Source organism: Clostridium sp. UBA5119 (assembly GCF_002414285.1).
GTDB lineage: Bacteria > Bacillota > Clostridia > Clostridiales > Clostridiaceae > Clostridium_J > Clostridium_J sulfidigenes.
The window spans coordinates 477-21,523 of record NZ_DHYX01000085.1 but is presented as its reverse complement, the minus strand read 5'-3'; the positions used below and the strand labels follow the sequence as shown (position 1 = coordinate 21,523).

Below are 21,047 nucleotides of genomic sequence, written 5' to 3'. Positions count from 1 at the left end.
CGTAAAAAGTCCTTAGCTTAGACTAAGGACTTTTTATTATGTAATTACGTTAAAAAGTTGTGTTGTAAGTTTTGTAATTTGCAAAGAGTATTAACAATGGAGAATATGATTACTCCAGCCAAATTAGAAGTAATATTATCTTTATCAAATCTAGGGGCAACTTCACATATATCAAAAGTTATAACCCTATTTGATTTTAAAATATGTTTAAGTAGTTTTATAACTATCTCAGGGTTTAAACCTAAGGTTTGTGTAGAACTAACCCCTGGTGCAAAAGAGGCAGAAAATACATCTGAGCAAATAGTTACATATATATAATCTTGGTTTCTCATAAAGGTATTTAATTCTCTTAAAAGTTGCCAACCATCACTATATAGGATGTCTTTAGCAAGGGTGTATTGAACATCTAATTTTTTAGCGGTTTTAAATAGGTCCACTGTATTGCTGTGTTGTTGTATGCCAATACAGAAATAGGAGAAATCCATATTTTTATCTTGACAAATATCAGAGATTTGTTTAAACATAGTTCCAGAACTTCCCTCGTTATTATATGGTCTAAGATCGAAATGAGCATCAAAATTTATAATTCCGATTCGAGGTTTAGAAGATATTTTATCAAGATGAGATAGAGCCCCATTATAGTTTCCAAAGGCTGTCTCATGTCCTCCTCCTAGAACTATAGGAAAAATATTTAAATCCAGTAACTTAGACACGCAGTGGCTTAAAAGCTTTTGCCCTTCAGCAAGAGAAATGTCCTCAACTATGATATCTCCGGCATCAAAAATTTTTACCGATTGATTAAAAGTACAAGGTAGATTTGAAAGCTCTTTTCTGATGGATATAGGACCATTCATGGCACCTATACGACCTTTATTCTTTTTAACACCTTCATGGCAGCAAAAGCCTAAAAGTGCAAAATTTAATCCATCAAGAGGTTCAAGATCATCTCTTCTAAGATCAAGAGGTGTTATCCATTGATGCCATCTAAAAGTATCAAAATTATCGTCACTGTCTATTCTTCCTTGCCATAAGTTTTCATTCATAGGTTCATAGTTTTTAATAAACATAAAATCACCCCACAAGTAATCTCTTAGTAGTATTATACGTTTTCAGTATAAGTCAAAGGAGATATATTATCAATGTTATATGTAAAATAATAGTTATATTTTATTTGTTTTTGAATATATATATTTAAAGATAAAGAGATACGTAGTGAATTAAAAGTCATTGACAATAATTTTTAATAATAAAATAAAAATAATATTGACAATTGAACATATGTTCGATATCATATAAATATGAGAACAGATATGGGGGGTAAAGAATGGGAAACAAAGATTTATTCATTGAGTTAAAGTATAAGGCTGATGGGCAAGGACTTGAAGGTATAAATTTTTTAGAAGATGATAAAGAGATAGGTGGTCAGAAATACATGCTTTGTGGTGGAGTTTTAAATAAGAGTGGAGGCAAACTTTTATTTAAAGCTAGAAATATACAAGAAGCTAATGAATTTACTAAAAGGAATCCTTTGACTTCGAAAATAGTGGTATGTAGCTGATAGATATTATAAAATAACACTGAAATAAAGGCTATTTCAAAATGAAGATTTATTTAATCTTTATTTTGAAGTAGCCCTTTTATTTACAATGAGGATATTTATCCCTAATTAATACGTGATTAACATATAAGATGAGTTTATATTATTTTAAATAGTATATTAAAGAAAATAAAAAAAGTAATTGTAATATAGTAATAAAACATATAGAATAAAGGTGAATAATAAAGGTAAAAATAAAGATAAAATTCGGAAAGGTATAATTTGTATGGAGAAAATTAAGCATAAATTTAATAGAAACCAAAGGGTTATTGGCATAACAAAAGTTTTAACAGAAAGTCCTAATAAGGTTATAACTTTAAATTTATTTACAGAGAAATTTAATGCAGCAAAATCTACTATTAGCGAAGATATAGTTATAGTTAGAGAAGTAATAGAAGGTTTATCCATGGGAAAGATAGAAACAGTAGCAGGTGCTGCAGGTGGAATAAGATTTATAAATGAAAAATCAAATGAAGATAGAAAACAGTTTTTAGAAGATTTGTGTGAAGCTCTAAGACAGCAATCTAGAGTTGTTCCGGGTAATTTTCTATATATAACAGATATAGCATATAATCCAAGTATTATTCAAAATTCAGCAATAATATTAGCTAGTAAATTTAAAGATATGAATGTGGATTATGTAGTTACAATAGAAACTAAAGGTATTCCATTAGGTTATGAGGTTGCAAAACAATTAGGAGTTCAGCTTGTTACAGTACGTCATGATACTAAGTATACAGAAGGCACTACAGTAAGTATAAATTACGCTTCTGGTTCAAGCAATAGACTTCAAACTATGACATTATCAACAAAGTCTATGAAGAGAAGTAGCAGATGTGTATTTGTAGATGACTTTATGAGAGGTGGAGGAACTGCAAAGGGAATTAAAGAACTTTTAAGTGAATTTGATAGTGAATTATTAGGTAGTGGTTTTTTAATAGATAATGTAGAAGTTAAGGATAAGCTGGTAGATGATTATATTTCATTAGTAAATTTTTATGGCATTGGAGAAGATGGAATTGCAATTGTTAGTCCATCTAGTGAAAAAAACGAATAAGTTACAAAAAATATGGAAAATGTTTCGACAAATAGAAGGATTTACAATGCATTAGTAGAATAATACATGAAAGCACATCTTGGAGGTGGAATTTCATGATAATTACAGACGTTAGAATTAGAAAAATTACCACAGAAGGAAAAATGAAAGCTATAGTATCTATAACTTTAGATAATGAGTTCGTGGTTCATGACATCAAGATAATTGAGGGTCAAAGTGGTAATTTTATAGCTATGCCTAGTAGAAGAACTCCTGATGGAGAGTTTAAGGATATAGCTCACCCAATTAATACAGAAACAAGAGAGAAAATTCAAAAATCTATACTTGACGAGTATGAAAAAGTAAAAAATGAAGAGCAAGTAGAAGATGAAATAGTCTAATTATAAAAAGGAGCGTAGCACTCCTTTTTATTTTGTGTATCGTTAATAGTGTATCGTTAATATATATTTTCATGTAAAAAATATACTTTGGTTGAAAAAGTGTAACAGTTTCAATATAATAGTATAGAAGTAGTATATAAAAATGATAAATATGATAGATTAATATTAAAATTTTAATAAATATTAGTTTTAAATTATTGTAGAATAATTTATCATGAAAGACTAATTACATTTTAAATGAAGAGGTGTATGAATTGTATAAATGTGCTATAATCCTTGCTGCTGGTGAAGGTAAAAGAATGAAATCTAATACTCCTAAGGTTCTACACAAAGTTTGTGGAAAAGAAATGATAAATCATGTTATAGATAATATAAGAAAGTCTGGGGTAGAAGAAGTAAGTGTGGTTATTGGAAAAGGTGCTGATAAAGTTAGAAAGGGCACTGAAAGTAGAAATATTTTCTACTCAGTTCAAGAAGAACAATTAGGCACTGGGCATGCAGTAATGTGTGCAGAAGAATTTTTAAAAGGTAAAAAAGGCTCAGTAGCTATATTTGTTGGAGATGGGCCTCTAATAACAGAAGAAACAGTTACAAAACTTACTAAGTATCATGAAGAACAAAAATGTAGTGCTACAATATTGACATCTATAATGAGTGACCCTGTAAAGTATGGAAGAATAATTAGAGATCCTCAAGGAGAAGTAGAGAAAATTGTAGAGTTTAAGGATTGTAATGAAGAAGAAGTAAAAGTTAATGAAATTAACTCAGGTATGTATTGTTTTGATATAGATACATTATTAAATACTTTAGGTAAGCTTAATAATAATAATAATCAAGGTGAGTACTACTTAACAGATGTAATAGAGATACTAAAAAGCGAAGGTAAGAAAGTTGGAGCTATTTCTGTTGATGTAGAAGAAATTACAGCAGTAAATTCAAAGGTAGAGCTTTCTGTTGCTAATGATATAATGAGAAGTAGAATAAATAGAAACCATATGGATAATGGTGTTATAATTAAGGATCCTAGAAGCACCTATATAGAGTGTGATGTAATTATAGGTCAAGATACAGTTGTATATCCAGGGAATATCATAGAAGGAACTACGGTAGTTGGTGAAAATTGTGTATTATACTCAAATAACAGAATAACTAATAGTATAATTGGTGATGATGTAACTGTAGAAAATTCTGTAGTATTAAACAGTAAGATTGGAAATAATACTACGGTTGGACCTTTCGCTTATATAAGACCGGAAACAACTATAGGTGATAATGCAAGGATAGGTGATTTTGTTGAAATTAAGAAATCATCAATAGGTGACGGAACTAAGGTATCTCACTTAACTTACATAGGAGATGCAGAGGTAGGAGAAAAATGTAATTTTGGGTGTGGAACTGTTGTAGTAAATTATGATGGAAAAGCGAAATACAAAACTATAATTGGAAATAATGTATTTATAGGATGTAATACTAACTTAGTATCACCAGTTGAGGTAGAAGATAATACTTATATTGCAGCTGGATCAACAATAACTGAGAAAATACCAGAGGGCTCTTTAGCTATAGCAAGAGCTAGGCAAATAAATAAAGAGAACTGGGTATATGATAAAAATAAAAATAAATAAAATTTTAGGAGGACTACATAAATGATAAGCCATGGAAGAAACATTAAAATCTTTGCAGGAAACTCGTATCCAGAATTAGCTGCTGATATTGCAAACCGCTTAGGACTTTCTGTTGGAGAAAGCCAAGTTACTACTTTTAGTGATGGGGAGATTGCAGTAAATATTGGAGAAACTGTTAGAGGGCTGGACGTATTTGTTATACAGCCAACTAGTGCTCCAGTAAACAATAATTTAATGGAACTTTTAATTATGATTGATGCACTTAAGAGAGCATCAGCAGGAAGAATAACGGCGGTTATTCCTTACTATGGATATGCACGTCAAGACAGAAAGGCAAAGGCAAGAGATCCAATTACAGCAAAATTAGTTGCTGATTTAATTACAGCAGCAGGAGCAGATAGAGTTTTAACTATGGACTTACATGCAGCTCAAATACAAGGATATTTCAATATTCCAGTTGATAATTTAGTGGGTTCACCAATACTAAGTGATTACTTTATAGAAAAAGGATTTAAAGATTGTGATGATGTAGTTGTAGTTTCACCAGATCTTGGTAGTGTTACAAGAGCAAGAAAGTTTGCTGATAAATTAAACGCTCCAATAGCTATTATAGATAAGAGAAGACCAAAGGCTAATGTAGCTGAAGTTATGAATATAATCGGTGAAGTAAAAGGTAAAAAGGTTATACTAATAGATGATATGATAGACACAGCTGGAACTATTTGTAATGGTGCTAATGCTTTAGTTAAAATGGGTGCTACTGAAGTATATGCTTGTTGTTCACATGCTGTACTTTCTGGTCCAGCCATAGAAAGACTAGAAGCGTCGGTGATAAAAGAACTAGTTATGCTTGATAGTATTCATCTACCACAAGAAAAAATGCTTGACAAGATAAAAATATTATCTATAGCACCGTTATTTGCAGAAGCTATTAGAAGAATATATGAAGAAGTTTCTGTAAGCAAGCTTTTTGATGAATAATATTAAACATTATATGTATTCATAATAAGTTTGCACAGTAATTTAGTTTTATTTAGGGGAGGAAGTTTTTCTTCCCCTATTTTTAGTATAAAAAGTAATGTTTTCACCATAACTTTATAAATATTTTGTTAAAAATATTAATTTTAATGAGAAAATACTTGGACTTAAAGTTATTGTTATATAATATTATAAAAGATATTATGTAGAAATTATATTCGTAAATTAAATAAAATATCTTAAGTATTTAGGAGGGATATCAATGGAAGGTAATTTAGGAAAGATATTAGTTGTTGATGATGATAAAAATATATGTGAAGTAATAAAGATGTATTTGGAGAATTCAGGATACCATGTTAAGGTGGCCAATGATGGAAGAGAGGCTCAAGAAGCATTTACTAGTTATAAACCTGATTTAGTGCTTTTAGATGTTATGTTACCATACCTGGATGGCATAGATGTGCTAAAGTGGATAAGAAGGGATAATGAAACACCAGTTATAATGATAACTGCAAAAGGAGAAACTTTTGATAAAGTTTTAGGACTTGAGCTTGGAGCAGATGATTATATAGTAAAACCCTTTGAACCTAAGGAACTTATGGCTAGAGTTAAGGCTGTTCTAAGAAGATATACTGCAGAGGGTGATAGTAAAGAAACATTAACCTTTGATAATTTAGTTATAGATATAAATTCATATAATGTAACATACATGGGACAGGAAATTAAAATGCCACCTAAAGAGTTTGAATTATTACACTTCTTAGCAAGTAATAAAAACAGAGTATTTACAAGAGAACAACTGCTTTGTGAAGTGTGGGGATATGATTATCCAGGAGATTCAAGAACTGTAGATGTTCATGTGAAGAGATTAAGAGAAAAAGTATCAGGAGGAGATAACTGGCAGTTAGAAACTGTTTGGGGAGTTGGATATAAATTTGAGGTGAAATAGATGGTAAAAAATAGCTTGTTTTCTAAAATGGTTGTTACTTACACCATTATAATTACAGTAAGTTTTACTATTTTAGCTGCATTTCTTTCCTTTTGGTTTCAAGATTATTTTATAAAGACGAGACAAAGAGATCTTACTAGACAGGCAGATATAATTGAAGGTATTGCAACAAAATATTTAACTGGGGCATCATCATATGAAGAATTAACTGCAAAGATTAAGTTTATATCAACATATATAAATGATGATATAGTTCTTGTAGATAGTAATGGATATGTTTATTCAGTTACTAACATTAAATATACTCCACTTATAGGAAAACAGATTTTTCATGATGATTTGGAAAATATAAGTAATAGTGATTATATAGATGCTTTTAATGAGTATGGAGTTTATATGGATGAGAAAATATACGTTATGATGAAAGTTGTAAAAGATACTAAAGGCCAATCTATGGGAGCCACTTTATTTAGTGTATCAACAGATATTTTAGATAAATCACTTTCTAATGTTTATCAAATTATTTGGTTATCAGCAGTTTTTGCTGTAATTGCTTCTTGTATCGTAATTTATTATTTTTCTCAAAAGATGATAGTTAATCCTCTATCAGAAATGAGTGGTGTTGCAAGAAAAATAGCTCAAGGAGATGTAGATAAAAGAGTTGAAATTCATTCTGATGATGAAATGGAGGAGTTTGCAAATGCATTCAATGTGATGGCAGACTCGCTACAAAAGGTAGAACAAAATAGAAAAGAGTTTATTTCAAATGTTTCTCATGAGTTAAGGTCTCCAATGACATCTATAAAAGGATTTATAGGTGGAATTTTAGATGGAGTAGTTCCTGATGAAAAGCATAAGTATTATCTAAATATAGCCTATGAAGAAATACAAAGATTAACAAGACTTATAAATGATTTACTAGATTTATCAGCAGTGGAATCGGGTACTTATAAGCTAGAGAAGGTACCTGTAGATATTAATGAAATAGTGAGAATATGTATATTGAGAAATGAAAATAGAATAAGAAATAAAAATTTGGATGTACAGGTATTTTTTGAAGGTAGTGAACTTTGGGTACTTACAGACGCAGATAAAATAACACAAGTTGTAACTAATCTTTTAGATAATGCTATTAAATATGGAAAAGAAGATGGATTGATACAAATATCCTGTAGAAAAAAAGGTAAGAAGGCTAATATATCGATTTTTAATGAGGGAGCTAATATAGATAAAGAAGATATTAAACATATTTGGGAAAGATTCTATAAAGTCGATAAATCAAGAACACAAAAAGTCAGTACAGGATTAGGTCTCTCTATAGTTAAAAAGATTGTTAGCCTACATGATGAAGAAATATGGGCGTATAATAAAGAAAATGGAGTTGAATTTATATTTACTTTACAATTAGCAAAGAAGAGTATGTAATAATCTTAAGGAGCTAAGAGAAAGGAGGCTATTATGAGCAATTTTAATGATGATTATAAGGATGTTAAAGCAAAAATAACCTTTAACAAAATTAAGAAAAGACGTAAAGGTAAAATTGTTGCAATTACTATATTTTGCTTATTTGTAGCCTCTTTAGGTGGGATTGTTACAGCTTTAGTGGTAAATACTGAAAATGAAAATTATTATGTTCAAGGTAATAATAAAGACGCAGAAGTTAATACCACTAATTCAAAGCTTCAATCAGCTGCTCACAAAGCAGCCCAATCTGTTGTTTCAGTTATTAAAGTTATCGAAGATGATAAGTGTATAAAAGAAACTAATGTAGTAGTAGGCGTTGTCATAGAAAATGGACAATATGTTATAACTAGTTATTTAGGCATTGAGGATGCAACCAGTGTTAAAGTGAAGTTACATAATGACATTGTATATAATGCATCTATAATAGGATTTGATAGTATTTATGATATTGCTATGATTAAAATAAATGGTGAAGCATTACAACCTATGACTATAGCTAAAAATTCTACTAAGATTGAAAAGGGCGATAGAGTTATTAGTGTAGGAAATCCTCTGGGAAAATCTTTTAATGAGAATATAGAAGTAAGTACTGTGTTAAATACTAGAGAAAATATAGTATTCAAAAATAGAGAAACTAAAGTAGCTGAGTCTTTAAGAATGATAAAGACTTCAGTTATTCCTAAGTTTATCAATACTGGAGCAGCTTTATGTAACTTGGATGGAGAACTTATAGGAGTAAATAATACTACTATGACATACCACAATGAATTTTTAAAAAATAGTTTTTATATTTCTGCAGAGGATCTAGAGCCTATTACCTATGGAATTTTAGATAAGCAAGATTCTCTTATTAATCATATGGGAGTTTATGGGGAAGAGGCTATTTCCCAAAGTGAAAATGGTATTGATGGAGTATATGCAAAAGAAGTTACAAGAAATGGTTTAGCTTATGAAGCTGGAATTAGACCAACAGATATAATTGTTGAAGTGAATGGTATAAAAGTTAATACTGTCAGTGACATAAATTCTATAATGAGTAAATTTAAAAGTGGAGAGACAATAAAATATAAAGTATTCAAAAATGGTGATTATGTTAACTTTAAAATAAAGATTTCAGAGTAATATATAAAAAGTAGCATTTAGGGATGCTACTTTTATTTTATTTTAGGTAAAACTTCTAGTATAATAGTCAAAGAAGATTATTTTTATGTTAAAAGATATTATGTTATAGAATATATTGGAGGTAATTATGTATTTGGTTGTGGGATTAGGAAATCCGGGAGATAGGTATGATAAAACAATACATAATGTCGGGTTTGATGTAGTTGATATGTGTGAAAAAAAGTATAACTTTAGTATAAATAGGACAAAATTTAAAGGAGTATACGGTGAGAGTAGTATAGCCAATGAAAAGGTTATATTTTTAAAACCTCAAACTTATATGAATTTAAGTGGAGAAAGCGTTAGAAGTATAATAGACTTTTATAAAATACCAGTAGAAAATATTATAGTTATATACGATGATATTAGTCTAGAAGTTGGAAGACTTAGAATAAAGGGAAAAGGAAGTGCAGGAGGTCACAATGGTATTAAGAACATAATTTCTCATTTAGGTACTGACAGTTTTTCAAGGATTAAAGTTGGAATTGGAGAGCCAACCTATGACTTAGTTGAGTTTGTTACAGGAAGATTCTCTAATGAAGATAGAGAGATTATTGAAAAATCTTTTGAGGCAGCAGTGGATGCAGTATCAGTGATCATAAATGAAGGAATTAATCAAGCTATGAATAAATTTAATTCTTTTAATGCAGGAAAGTAGTAAATAGTTTAAGAGGTGATATTTTGAGACTAAAAGGAGTAATGACACCTTTAAAGTTAAGTAGTGAATATAGAGATATAAAGAGATATATAAATGAGGAAAAGTATCCATTAGGCATACATGGTCTTTCGGAATCTGGTAAGAGCTACTTGCTATATGGTGTTTATGAAGATATAGAAAAAAGTATGCTAGTGCTAACTCATAATGACATGGAAGCTAAAAACATATATGAAGATCTTAGCTTTTATTGTAATGATGTATATTATTTTCCTACGAGGGAGGTAACTTTTTACAATGTAGAAGCTGTATCAGGGGACTTGAGATGGGAGAGGCTGAAAGTATTAAATAAGATTCTTCATGAGGGAAAATGTATTGTTGTAACCTCTATCGAGGCTTTAGCAGCATCCTATGCTCCTGTAGAGCTATTCAAGAAATTTTCATTTGAAATTTCTTTAGAAAGTAAGATAGACATAAGGGAGTTGAGCGAAAAACTTGTACAATGTGGTTACGAAAGGTGTAGTGTTGTAGAAAACATAGGTCAATTTTCAGTTAGAGGGGGGATTATAGATGTTTATCCTCCTATTAGTAGCATGCCATTTAGGATTGAGCTTTTTGATGATGAAGTTGATTCCATAAGAACTTTTAATAAAGACAATCAAAGAAGTATAGATAAAGCAGATAAAGTAGAAATATTTCCAGCTAAAGAGATAATTCTTACAGAAGGGGTTATAAATCTTGCAAAAGAAGAAATTAGAAAGGAATTAGATGGAGCTATATCAAGATTTAATAAATCTAAAGATAAGGATGCTTTAGAAAGAATAGGTTCTACGGTTAAGACAAATTTGGAGAGTCTAGAGGAAACTTGGACTTTTGAAACTATTGATAGCTATATTCCTTATTTTTATAAAAATAAAACTACATTTTTAGACTACTTTAAGGATAGTTTAATTGTAGTGGATGATGTAAATAGGGCTATGGGTAAGTTGGATAGTGTATACTTTGAATTTGAAGAGAATTATGAAAATTTTCTAAGTAGAGGTAATATTTTACCGAAACAAGGAGAATTACTAATACCTAAAGAAATGATTGGAGAAATTTTAGAAGTGAGTAAAACTATAACTTTACAGAGTTTAGCAACTTCTTCTAATGCATTAAAACCAAGAAATTTAGTAGCATTTTCTCAGATTACAATTCATGATTATCATGGACAGTTAGACATGCTTATTGAAGATATAATAGAGAAAAAGAAAAAAGGATATAGAACTTTAATTTTATCTGGTACAAGAACAAGGGGGGAAAGATTAATTGATACTTTAAGAGATAGAGGGATAGAAGCTACTTATAAAGATTTAGTTTCTAGCATTCAGCAAGGGGAAGTAGTGGTCACCTTTGGAAGCTCTATTAAAGGATTTGAGTATCCTGATTTAAAGATATGTGTTATATCAGACTCCGAGGTTTTCGGTCAATCTAAGAGGAAAGCCACAAGAAGAACTATTAAAAAAGGTGCAGGAAAAATAAAAAGCTTTACTGATTTAAAGCTTGGTGATTATGTAGTACATGTGAACCATGGAGTTGGTGTATATAAAGGTATTAATCAATTAGATGTACAGGGAAATAAAAAAGATTATTTGGTTTTAGAATATAATTCAGGAGATACTTTATATGTCCCTGTAGAGCAATTAGATTTAGTACAAAAATATATTGGCAGTGAAGGCAAATCACCCAAAATAAATAAATTAGGTGGAAGTGAATGGGCAAAGGCTAGAAGTAAAGTAAAAAAATCTGTTGAAGATATTGCTGAAGATTTGGTTAAGCTTTATGCTATCAGAAATACTTTAAAAGGGCATAAATATGCCAAGGACACCCCTTGGCAAAGTCAGTTTGAAGGAGAATTTCCATATGAGGAAACACCGGATCAGTTAACTGCGATTGAAGATATTAAAAAAGATATGGAAAGTGATAAACCTATGGATAGGCTTCTTTGTGGAGATGTTGGATATGGGAAAACAGAGGTTGCTCTTAGAGCTGCCTTTAAGTGTGTTATGGATGGAAAACAGGTCGCTATATTAGTACCCACTACAATACTAGCAGAGCAACACTATAAAAATATGTTAAAAAGGTTTTCAGATTTTCCTATTAAAATAGGAATGATTAGCAGATTTAGAACTGCATCTCAAGTTAAAGAAACTTTAAATACTCTAAGAGAAGGAAATTTAGATATTATAGTAGGTACTCATAAGTTGCTTCAAAAGAGTGTGGTATTTAAGGATCTAGGTTTATTAATTGTAGACGAAGAGCAAAGATTTGGGGTTAGTCACAAGGAAAAGATTAAGGAAATAAAGAAAAACATAGATGTATTAACTTTAAGTGCTACTCCTATTCCTAGAACCCTACACATGTCTTTAACAGGAGTAAGGGATATAAGTATAATAGAAACTCCTCCTGAAGAAAGATATCCTATTCAAACTTATGTTGTAGAATTTAATGATCAACTTATAAGAGATGCAATAATTAGGGAAATGAACAGGGGAGGACAAGTGTTTTTTGTATATAATAGGGTTGAAACCATAAGTGATATGGCAACATATTTACAAAAGTTGGTCCCAGAAGCTAGAGTTGCTATAGGCCATGGTCAGATGACCGAAAGAGAATTGGAAAAGGTAATTATAGATTTTGTAGATAAAAAATACGATATACTTTTAAGTACAACTATAGTAGAGACTGGTATAGACATTCAGAATGCAAATACTATGATAATAGCAAATGCGGATAAGATGGGATTATCTCAACTATATCAATTAAGGGGAAGAGTAGGAAGAACAAATAGAATAGCGTATGCTTACTTTACTTATACTAAGGATAAGGTTTTAACAGAGGTTGCAGAAAAAAGATTAAAGGCAATAAAAGACTTTACAGAATTAGGCTCAGGGTTAAAGATAGCTATGAGAGATTTAGAAATAAGAGGTGCAGGGAATATAATGGGAGCAGCTCAATGTGGTCATATGTCTGCTGTTGGATATGACTTATATTGCAGAATGCTTGAAGATGCTGTAAGTATTGTAAAAGGTGAAGTAGATAAGGAACCTATTGAAACTACAGTAGATATGAAAATTGATGCATATATTCCTAGTAACTATATACAGGATGAAACTCAAAAAATTCAAGTATATAAAAAGATTGCATCTATTGAATCCTATGAGCATATGTTAGATGTTATTGAGGAGATTGAAGATAGATACTCGAATATTCCAGAAAGTGTTTATAATTTAATGAATATAGCGTATTTAAAGGCAATTGCTAGAGAAATTGGGGTTTTAGAGATAAAGGATACTGGAATTCAAGTACAGATAACCTTTAAAGACAAGTCATACCTAACTTCTGAAATGGTAAAATATATACTAGACAATTATAAGAGACAAATCACATTTAAAATGGGAGATGTTCCAGTTCTAGTGTATAAGAGTAAGGATATTAATAAAAAGGAGCTATTAGATATACTTATAAATATTATTAAGGATTTATCAACAATGAGTAAATAGATTTAGCTACTATTTATTTAATAGTATTTTTATGGTAAAATTGAATAGCAATAATAACTAAAAAAACCGAATGGAGGATAATAAATTGATAAAATTAAAGAAGATTTTAGCTGGTCTAATGGCGTCTACACTAATGCTTTCAGCAGTGGGGTGTGGAATGATAGAAAAAACAGAAGCAGGTATTAATAAGACAGTAGTTGCTAAGGTTTATAAAGAAAAGATAACCTTAGGAGAAGTGGACAGTAGGTTAAGTACGGTTTATGAGCAAGTAAAGGCTCAGTACGGAGAAAATTATAAAGAAAATTCAGAGGCTATGGAATATATAAAGAAGCAAAGATTAAGTATACTAGATACTATGGTTAATGATATTGTCATAAAAAATAATGGTGAAAAGCTTGGAGTAGTGCCTTCTGATGAAGAAGTTCAGACTAAGGCTAAAGAGAAACTTGATGAGATAAAGAAATCCTTTAAAACTGATGAAGAGTATAAAAGTGCTCTTAAAACAGCTGGAGTTACAGAAGAGAGCTTCTTAGAAGAATTAAAACCAGCAGTAATATCTAATGCTGTATATGAAGAGGTAGTTAAAGATGTTACTGTTACAGATGATGAAATAAAGACTTACTATGATAGTAATCCAAATTCATATACTGAAAGTCCTAATAAAGTTAGGCCAGCACACATACTAGTTAAGACAGAAGAAGAAGCTAAAGACATAATTGCAAGATTAGATAAAGGTGAAGATTTTGCTAAACTTGCTACTGAAAAAGGTACAGATGCTACAAAGGACAAAGGTGGAGACTTAGATTGGATTGAATATACTAGCAATCAGTATGATAAAACTTTCTTAATGGCAGCTATAAGTCTTAAGAAAGGTGAATATACTAAGGCTCCTATATCAACTCAATTTGGATTTCATGTTATAAAGTGCTTAGATAAAGAAGAGTATCCTGTTAAGCCTTTAGAAGATGTTAAAGGAGCGATTAAGGATGTTCTATTAGAACAAAATAAATATAATGTGTGGGTAGAAAAAGTAACTGCTTGGCAAGAAGAAGCTAAAATAAAATTATATGAAGATAAACTAAGTTAATAATTGGTAAAAAGAGATTGGTGTCATATTTGGCATTAATCTTTTTTTATTTTTTATTAATGAAAAAATTTCTAGGATGTATAAAATTTGCGTTAAGAAGGATAATAATAGCATTAATAATATTTACATAAATAAGGAGGATATTTAATGAAAGCTACAGGAATAGTAAGAAGAATAGATGACTTAGGTCGTGTTGTAATACCAAAAGAAATTAGAAGGACATTAAGAATTAGAGAAGGAGATCCGCTGGAAATATTTACAGATAGAGAAGGGGGAGTTATATTAAAAAAATATTCACCAATAGAAGAATTGAGTGAGTTTTCTAAGGAATATAGTGAGGCATTACATCAAACTATTGGTAATATAGTGATAATCTGTGATAAAGACTCAATCATATCTGTAAGTGGTGGGACAAAGAAAGATTATTTAGATAAAAAGATTAGTAATGAAGTAGATAAAATTATGGAAATGCGTAAGGCTACTCTTCTAGATAAAAACTCTCAGGGACTAATACCTATATGTGATGGAGAGTCGGTAGATGAATATACAACACAAGTTGTAGCACCAATAATTGCAGAGGGAGATACCGTAGGTACAGTAATCATCGCTTCAAAAGAAAATGTGAAGTTTGGAGAACTAGAGTTAAAGCTTGCGGAAACAGCAGCTTCATTCTTAGGAAAACAAATGGAACAGTAAATGCTAAAAAGCATAAATATCTATAAGATAAAATTAAATAAAGAGTATAATATATAATTATTGCCATAGGATTGATATTAATCATATCTTATGGCAGTTTTTTTATTGTTAGAGAAGTTAAAGTTAATTGATATTAGGTATATATTATATGCATTAAGTAATAAAATGTTTCTCATCAAAATACTTATTAACTATATAAAGTATTTTTAGGAGGAAGTATGAAAAAACAATCGCTTTTAAAAGGAACTATGATTTTAGGAATAGCTACTATTTTTGCACGATTTTTAGGTTTGTTTTTTAGAATACCAATACAAGGATTAATTGGTGACCAAGGTATGGGATATTATCAGATGTCATACCCTATATATATGACTTTTGTAGCAATAGCATCAGGAGTACCTATTGCTATGTCAAAATTAATATCAGAGTATAATGCGCGCAACGATACCAATGCTGTTAAACAGGTACTTAAGGATACTCTTAAAATAATGATTCCCCTTGGGGTAATAATATCATTTTTAATGTTGTACTTTGGAGATAATATTATAAATATCTTAAGGTGGGATAATAAGTCATATCAATCCTTTAAGATTATATCCTTAGCACCTATATTTGTATGTATTATGTGTACATTTAAAGGATATTTCCAGGGTCTTCAGAATATGAATAATACTGCAATATCTCAAATTATAGAACAGATAGGTAGGGTAGTTTTTGGCGTTATATGCGCATATTTATTACTTCCTAAAGGAATTGAATATGCAGCAGCAGGAGCCGCATTTGGAACGGTAGCTGGAGGATTACTGGGAAGTATTTACTTGGTAATAAAATATTTATTTGTTAGATCAAAGTCTTATAAATTAAAGGTGGAAAGGAGTAATAAAATACTGTCAAACTTAGTACAAGCAGCATTTCCTATATCCGTAGGAGCTGCAGTTGGAACGATTATGGCTTTAATTGACTCTATAATAGTACCTCAAAGACTCTTGTTAGCAGGTTATACTATTCAAGATAGCGCCATATTATATGGTCAATTTACAGGTAAGGCTATGACTCTTCAAAATATCCCACTGGCACTTTCTATTGCTCTATGTTCAGCTTTAGTACCTATAATATCAGAGGTATATTCTATGCATAATCAAAAGGAGTTATACAGGAGGGTGAACATGGTATTTAAGCTATCTTTTGTAATAGGCATTCCAAGCGCATTAGGGTTATTTTATCTTTCAAAACCTATTATGGGATTAGTGTTTATGGGAGATGTAGCAGGTCATGAAATACTTAAGTTATTATCTTTATCAATACCATTAATTATAATAACACAGACTACTACATCGCTTTTACAAAGTTGTGGTAGATATATGAAACCGGTATATTATCTTGCCATAGGGTGTGTATTTAAGGTAATCATTACCTATGTTTTAGTAAGTAACTCTAGATTTAATATATATGGGGCAATAATTGGAAGTATAGTTGGATATGCAGTAACTAGCATTTTAAACTTAAAAGAGGTTAAAAAACTGCTCAAAGTAAAGATAAACCTATATGAAGTAGTTATAAAACCTTTATTTGCGTCATTAATTATGATAATATCTGTTGTTTTTATATATAATAATGTCTATAATTATACACAGAGTAATGGAATATCTTGCTTAATAGCTATTCTTCTTGGTATAGTAATATTTGGAATACTGTCCATTGTATTTAGAATATTTACCATTGAAGATATAAAGGGGAAGCTCATTAAAAACTAAAAGAGGAGTAGATTCAAATGATTACAGTGGTTGGTTTAGGACCTGGTTCTAAAGATGCTTTAACCATAGGTGTACTAGAAATTTTGAAAAGTAATAAAAATATATACTTTAGAACAGAAAAACACCCTAATGTTAAATACTTAGAATCTATGGGTGTAAAGTTTAATACCTATGATAACTTTTATGAAGAATATAATAATTTTGATCATATATACAAGGCAATTGCAGAGGATCTTATAAAAATTCATCAGCAAGAAGGAGACTTAGTGTATGCAGTTCCAGGTCATCCCCTGGTTGCAGAAAAATCTGTAACTATATTATTAGATCTCTGCAAGGAGAATGGAATAGAAGCTAGATTAATGCCATCAGTAAGCTTTGTAGATGCAGTTATAGAGAGCTTAAGGATTGATCCCATTGAAGGGGTAAAAATAATAGATGCCTTTGATATAAGGGAACAGGTTATGGATAAGAGATTAGGAGTAATAATAACCCAGGTATATAATAAATTTATTGCTTCTGAAGTGAAGTTAGCTCTATGTGAATATTATAGTGATGATAGTGATATATACTTTGTAAGAGCAGCAGGCATACAGGGAGAAGAAAGTATAAGAAAAATTAAACTATATGATTTAGATAGACAAGAGGATATTGATTATTTAACTTCCATATATATTCCTAAAGATCTTGAAGGTCCTAAAGATTTTAAGGATTTAATTAATGTGATGTGTACTCTTAGGAGTGAAAATGGATGTATGTGGGACTTAGAACAAACTCATGAATCTTTAAAAAGAGGTTTAATTGAGGAATGTTATGAAGTTATTGAAGCTATAGACGAAATGGACGATAATAAACTTATTGAGGAGTTAGGAGATGTACTTTTTCAAGTAATATTCCACGCTCAAATTGGTAAGGAGGAGGGTTATTTCAACATAAATGATGTAGTAGCAGCTATAACTGAAAAAATGATAAGTAGGCATCCACATATATTTTCAGATGTAAGAGTTAAAGATACAGATGAAATATTGGAGAATTGGGATGAAATTAAAGTTAAAGAAAAGAGCTTTACTAGCTATACCGATGAATTAAAACATGTTCCATGTTGTATGCCTGGACTTATTAGAGCAGAAAAGGTTCAAAAAAAGGCTGGTAAGGTAGGATTTGACTGGGATGATGTAGAACCAGCTATGGAGAAAGTTTTAGAAGAATTACAAGAGATAAAAGATGTATATAAAAATTCAGATGTGTCAAAAATACAGGAAGAGGTAGGAGATTTAATCTTTGCCACAGTAAATATTGCAAGACTTCTTGACATTGACCCAGAATTTGCAGTAAATTATACTATAGATAAATTTATAAAACGCTTCCAATTTATTGAGGAATCTGGCATTAAAAAGGGTATTGACATGAAGGAAATGACATTAGAAGAAATGGAAACCCTTTGGAGTGAATCTAAAAAGTATAATTTATCAACTAAAAGATAAATTTTTTCAAAAAAAAGAAGGATTCTAGGTAACTTGTAAGAATATTGTAAGTATTATTTTATGTAATTAAAACATAAATTACGTAAAATTAACATTAAGGAGGTACTATTGTGAACAAATCAGAATTAATAGCAAAAATGGCTGAAAAGTCAGGACTAACAAAAAAAGATAACGAGGCGGTATTAAAGGCATTTATAGAGAGTGTTGAAGAGGCTCTTGAAGGTGGAGAGAAAGTTCAACTAGTTGGATTTGGTACTTTTGAAACTAGAGAAAGAGCTGCTAGAGTGGGAAGAAATCCAAGAACAAAAGAAGAAATACAAATACCAGCATCTAAAGTTCCAGTTTTCAAAGTTGGAAAAGAATTTAAAGACATAGTAAATAAATAATTACTTGAAAAAGCCTAGAAATGTTCTGGGTTTTTTCTTCTATTCAAAGGGATACAGGATAAAGTATGATTTCATTAAAATTTTTATATAATTTAAGGAGGCAACTATGAGATTAGATAAATATTTAAAGGTTTCTAGAATAATTAAAAGAAGAACTGTTGCTAAAGATGTATGTGAAAATGGTAGAGTATCCATAAATGGAAAAGTAGCAAAACCAAGTACTACTATAAAAGAAGATGATATAATAGAAATTCAATTTGCGAATCAATTATTAAAAGCAAGAATTGTAAATATTGCTAATCATGTTAATAAAGAAGATGCTAAGAATATGTATGAAATAATCAGTGGAGAAGAGGATAAGGAATAAATAGTAGCATAAAATATTTTTTAATGAATATATCTTTATAGAAAGCTAATATGTTTTTAGGGTTAAGGGGGATATTATGGAACCAAATAAAGATATGTCGTTAGAAAATAAAAAGAGTTTTATTGCGTTAGAAAATAGAAAAAAGATGACTTTAGATGGAGTTTTAGAAATATTAAGCTTCAATGATGAACAGATACTTATAATAACTGTGTTGGGAGATATGGATATCAGAGGGGAAGAGTTAAAGATGACCAAGCTAGATGTTCAAAATGGAGATGTAGTAATAACGGGGAAAATATCTTATGTAGTATATACAAGTGAAGAAAAGAGACCTAAGAAGCGAAATAGTATTATTTCTAAAATATTTAGGTGATTGAGTTATGATATTTGATATGGGTAGGCAAATAGCATTGTTTATATTCTCCTTACTTAGTGGAATGCTAGTTGGTATTTTCTTTGATGTATATAGAGTAATAAGAGGTCTTGAAGAGCCAGGAACCATCATAACAGCAATACAGGATATGCTATTTTGGATACTAACTGGTATTATAGTATTTATTTTTATGATGTATACAAACTATGCTTACATGAGTTTTAATGTATTTGTATATAATTTAATTGGATTATTTATATATTTTAAACTGTTTAGTAATATATTTATATTAGCATACGGAAGCATATTAAATGCCATATTAACGTTTTTTAGAGTAATATTTTATTATATATTGTATCCTATAAGAATTATTTTCAGCAAAATAACAAAAAAAAAATAAAATTTATAATATTAAGGGTTGAAGAAAATAAAAATTCAAATTACAATATATCTATAGGTTAATTTGACTACTTGAAAATAAAACCTATGACATGTTACTATTTGTAATAAGGAAGGAAAATCGATATGAAGAAATTCAGCATAAAAAAGATAGGTCTTTTACTTATAGCTCTTTACGTAGGCTTTACATTTATAAATCAACAAATAATAATGTTTAGACAACATAAAGATATTGATAACTATACTTCGGAGTTACAAGCAGCACAAGAAAAGAATCAAAAGTTACAGGATGAGATTAAACTATCACAAGATAGTCGGTATATAGAAAAACTTGCAAGGGAAAAACTTGGGTTAATTAAAGAAGGAGAATCTCCTGTAATAGACAGTAAGTAAAGTGAAAATTACTATCACTAATTATTATTGGTTATAGTATATATAAATTTAAATTATAAATTTAAGGAGGGTCTTTTCAATATGACCTTAAAGGCTGGAAGCATTATAGAAGGTAAAGTAGTTAATATCACAAACTTTGGTGCATTTGTTGAAGTGGAAGGGAAAACAGGCTTAGTTCATATATCGGAAGTATCTGATGTGTTTGTTAAGAATGTACATGATCATTTAAAAGAAAATGATGTGGTTAAAGTTAAAGTCATTTCTGTAGATGATAATGGTAAGATGAGCTTATCCATAAAGCAAGCTGGTACACCAAAAAAATCTTTTAAACCCGTAGATATAGATTGGGAAAAGGAAAAATCTAAAACTACAAGTTCAGGAAGTTTTGAAGACAGGATGTCAAAATTTTTAAAAGATAGTGAAGAAAGATTTCAAGATCTTAAAAAACACCAAGATGGTGGAAAAGGTAGAGGATATAGCAGAAAAGGATATAATTAAGCTTTATACCGAAAGGATTAAAGAGTGCTTTTTAAGCACTCTTATTTATTTTAATGTCAGTTAAATTAAAATATAACAAGTGAATAAAAAACAAATAAAAAATATAAAAAACTATACAAATACTGTTGACATAGTTAATAATATACCATATAATAAATATTGTCGCTGAAAGGTGATGACACAAATGCTGGAGTGGCGGAACTGG

The 21,047-nt window shown here is 30.0% G+C and carries 21 protein-coding genes; 20 read left to right on the top strand and 1 reads right to left on the bottom strand.

Annotation, left to right across the window (positions count from 1 at the left end; genetic code table 11):
• Window positions 1-44 precede the first annotated feature (44 nt).
• On the bottom strand, window positions 45-1,067 hold the full coding sequence (gene hutG / locus B2671_RS13645; RefSeq protein WP_346870898.1) for a formimidoylglutamase: 1,023 nt from the start codon (window positions 1,065-1,067) through the stop codon (window positions 45-47).
• Window positions 1,068-1,324: 257 nt separating this feature from the next.
• Between hutG and B2671_RS13640 the strand changes: the two genes are divergently transcribed.
• The 20 genes from B2671_RS13640 to B2671_RS13545 all read left to right on the top strand — a co-directional run bounded on the left by B2671_RS13640 (window position 1,325) and on the right by B2671_RS13545 (window position 20,842).
• A complete protein-coding gene (locus tag B2671_RS13640) occupies window positions 1,325-1,558 on the top strand; it encodes a hypothetical protein (protein ID WP_346870897.1) in 234 nt (77 codons plus the stop codon).
• 265 nt (window positions 1,559-1,823) lie between these two features.
• Window positions 1,824-2,654 carry a pur operon repressor gene (purR, locus tag B2671_RS13635; RefSeq protein WP_346870896.1) on the top strand — a complete coding sequence of 277 codons (831 nt, stop codon included), beginning with the start codon at window positions 1,824-1,826 and terminating at the stop codon, window positions 2,652-2,654.
• Window positions 2,655-2,749: 95 nt separating this feature from the next.
• The gene (spoVG, locus tag B2671_RS13630; RefSeq protein ID WP_035132518.1) at window positions 2,750-3,034 is read left to right on the top strand and encodes a septation regulator SpoVG; all 285 of its coding nucleotides are present in this window, start codon (window positions 2,750-2,752) and stop codon (window positions 3,032-3,034) included.
• 254 nt (window positions 3,035-3,288) lie between these two features.
• Entirely contained in the window at window positions 3,289-4,659 is a 1,371-nt protein-coding gene (gene glmU, locus B2671_RS13625) for a bifunctional UDP-N-acetylglucosamine diphosphorylase/glucosamine-1-phosphate N-acetyltransferase GlmU (RefSeq protein ID WP_346870895.1), read from the top strand.
• Window positions 4,660-4,680: 21 nt separating this feature from the next.
• Complete coding sequence (locus tag B2671_RS13620; protein WP_035132514.1) at window positions 4,681-5,640, top strand: ribose-phosphate diphosphokinase; 960 nt, start codon at window positions 4,681-4,683, stop codon at window positions 5,638-5,640.
• A 259-nt stretch (window positions 5,641-5,899) separates the two neighbouring features.
• Window positions 5,900-6,586 carry a response regulator transcription factor gene (locus tag B2671_RS13615; protein ID WP_346870894.1) on the top strand — a complete coding sequence of 229 codons (687 nt, stop codon included), beginning with the start codon at window positions 5,900-5,902 and terminating at the stop codon, window positions 6,584-6,586.
• Window positions 6,587-8,011: a HAMP domain-containing sensor histidine kinase gene (locus B2671_RS13610; protein WP_346870893.1), complete on the top strand. Its 1,425-nt coding sequence runs from the start codon at window positions 6,587-6,589 to the stop codon at window positions 8,009-8,011.
• Between the two features lie 33 nt (window positions 8,012-8,044).
• Window positions 8,045-9,172: a S1C family serine protease gene (locus B2671_RS13605; RefSeq protein WP_346870892.1), complete on the top strand. Its 1,128-nt coding sequence runs from the start codon at window positions 8,045-8,047 to the stop codon at window positions 9,170-9,172.
• Between the two features lie 127 nt (window positions 9,173-9,299).
• The gene (pth, locus tag B2671_RS13600; protein ID WP_346870891.1) at window positions 9,300-9,869 is read left to right on the top strand and encodes an aminoacyl-tRNA hydrolase; all 570 of its coding nucleotides are present in this window, start codon (window positions 9,300-9,302) and stop codon (window positions 9,867-9,869) included.
• A gap of 23 nt (window positions 9,870-9,892) precedes the next feature.
• On the top strand, window positions 9,893-13,408 hold the full coding sequence (gene mfd / locus B2671_RS13595; protein ID WP_346870890.1) for a transcription-repair coupling factor: 3,516 nt from the start codon (window positions 9,893-9,895) through the stop codon (window positions 13,406-13,408).
• 85 nt (window positions 13,409-13,493) lie between these two features.
• Complete coding sequence (locus B2671_RS13590) at window positions 13,494-14,495, top strand: peptidylprolyl isomerase (RefSeq protein WP_346870889.1); 1,002 nt, start codon at window positions 13,494-13,496, stop codon at window positions 14,493-14,495.
• Window positions 14,496-14,642: 147 nt separating this feature from the next.
• A complete protein-coding gene (gene spoVT, locus B2671_RS13585) occupies window positions 14,643-15,191 on the top strand; it encodes a stage V sporulation protein T (RefSeq protein WP_346870888.1) in 549 nt (182 codons plus the stop codon).
• Window positions 15,192-15,409: 218 nt separating this feature from the next.
• The gene (locus tag B2671_RS13580; RefSeq protein ID WP_346870887.1) at window positions 15,410-16,945 is read left to right on the top strand and encodes a polysaccharide biosynthesis protein; all 1,536 of its coding nucleotides are present in this window, start codon (window positions 15,410-15,412) and stop codon (window positions 16,943-16,945) included.
• 17 nt (window positions 16,946-16,962) lie between these two features.
• Window positions 16,963-18,426: a nucleoside triphosphate pyrophosphohydrolase gene (mazG, locus tag B2671_RS13575; RefSeq protein ID WP_346870886.1), complete on the top strand. Its 1,464-nt coding sequence runs from the start codon at window positions 16,963-16,965 to the stop codon at window positions 18,424-18,426.
• 110 nt (window positions 18,427-18,536) lie between these two features.
• Window positions 18,537-18,812 (top strand): HU family DNA-binding protein, encoded by a 276-nt coding sequence (locus B2671_RS13570; RefSeq protein ID WP_035132498.1) that lies wholly within the window; start codon window positions 18,537-18,539, stop codon window positions 18,810-18,812.
• A 106-nt stretch (window positions 18,813-18,918) separates the two neighbouring features.
• The gene (locus tag B2671_RS13565; protein ID WP_346870885.1) at window positions 18,919-19,179 is read left to right on the top strand and encodes an RNA-binding S4 domain-containing protein; all 261 of its coding nucleotides are present in this window, start codon (window positions 18,919-18,921) and stop codon (window positions 19,177-19,179) included.
• 76 nt (window positions 19,180-19,255) lie between these two features.
• The gene (yabP, locus tag B2671_RS13560; RefSeq protein WP_150844629.1) at window positions 19,256-19,552 is read left to right on the top strand and encodes a sporulation protein YabP; all 297 of its coding nucleotides are present in this window, start codon (window positions 19,256-19,258) and stop codon (window positions 19,550-19,552) included.
• Window positions 19,553-19,559: 7 nt separating this feature from the next.
• Complete coding sequence (yabQ, locus tag B2671_RS13555) at window positions 19,560-19,952, top strand: spore cortex biosynthesis protein YabQ (RefSeq protein WP_346870884.1); 393 nt, start codon at window positions 19,560-19,562, stop codon at window positions 19,950-19,952.
• Window positions 19,953-20,077: 125 nt separating this feature from the next.
• Window positions 20,078-20,344, top strand: coding sequence for an FtsB family cell division protein (locus tag B2671_RS13550; RefSeq protein WP_035132490.1), 267 nt, complete (start codon window positions 20,078-20,080; stop codon window positions 20,342-20,344).
• A gap of 81 nt (window positions 20,345-20,425) precedes the next feature.
• Window positions 20,426-20,842 carry a S1 domain-containing RNA-binding protein gene (locus B2671_RS13545; protein WP_035132487.1) on the top strand — a complete coding sequence of 139 codons (417 nt, stop codon included), beginning with the start codon at window positions 20,426-20,428 and terminating at the stop codon, window positions 20,840-20,842.
• Window positions 20,843-21,047: the final 205 nt, after the last annotated feature.

Coding starts and splice junctions, on each gene's coding strand:
- hutG (WP_346870898.1), bottom strand. CDS start 1,067: ATGTTTATTAAAAACTATGAACCTATGAATGAAAACTTATGGCAAGGA.
- B2671_RS13640 (WP_346870897.1), top strand. CDS start 1,325: ATGGGAAACAAAGATTTATTCATTGAGTTAAAGTATAAGGCTGATGGG.
- purR (WP_346870896.1), top strand. CDS start 1,824: ATGGAGAAAATTAAGCATAAATTTAATAGAAACCAAAGGGTTATTGGC.
- spoVG (WP_035132518.1), top strand. CDS start 2,750: ATGATAATTACAGACGTTAGAATTAGAAAAATTACCACAGAAGGAAAA.
- B2671_RS13620 (WP_035132514.1), top strand. CDS start 4,681: ATGATAAGCCATGGAAGAAACATTAAAATCTTTGCAGGAAACTCGTAT.
- B2671_RS13615 (WP_346870894.1), top strand. CDS start 5,900: ATGGAAGGTAATTTAGGAAAGATATTAGTTGTTGATGATGATAAAAAT.
- B2671_RS13610 (WP_346870893.1), top strand. CDS start 6,587: ATGGTAAAAAATAGCTTGTTTTCTAAAATGGTTGTTACTTACACCATT.
- B2671_RS13605 (WP_346870892.1), top strand. CDS start 8,045: ATGAGCAATTTTAATGATGATTATAAGGATGTTAAAGCAAAAATAACC.
- pth (WP_346870891.1), top strand. CDS start 9,300: ATGTATTTGGTTGTGGGATTAGGAAATCCGGGAGATAGGTATGATAAA.
- spoVT (WP_346870888.1), top strand. CDS start 14,643: ATGAAAGCTACAGGAATAGTAAGAAGAATAGATGACTTAGGTCGTGTT.
- B2671_RS13580 (WP_346870887.1), top strand. CDS start 15,410: ATGAAAAAACAATCGCTTTTAAAAGGAACTATGATTTTAGGAATAGCT.
- mazG (WP_346870886.1), top strand. CDS start 16,963: ATGATTACAGTGGTTGGTTTAGGACCTGGTTCTAAAGATGCTTTAACC.
- B2671_RS13565 (WP_346870885.1), top strand. CDS start 18,919: ATGAGATTAGATAAATATTTAAAGGTTTCTAGAATAATTAAAAGAAGA.
- yabP (WP_150844629.1), top strand. CDS start 19,256: ATGGAACCAAATAAAGATATGTCGTTAGAAAATAAAAAGAGTTTTATT.
- yabQ (WP_346870884.1), top strand. CDS start 19,560: ATGATATTTGATATGGGTAGGCAAATAGCATTGTTTATATTCTCCTTA.
- B2671_RS13550 (WP_035132490.1), top strand. CDS start 20,078: ATGAAGAAATTCAGCATAAAAAAGATAGGTCTTTTACTTATAGCTCTT.
- B2671_RS13545 (WP_035132487.1), top strand. CDS start 20,426: ATGACCTTAAAGGCTGGAAGCATTATAGAAGGTAAAGTAGTTAATATC.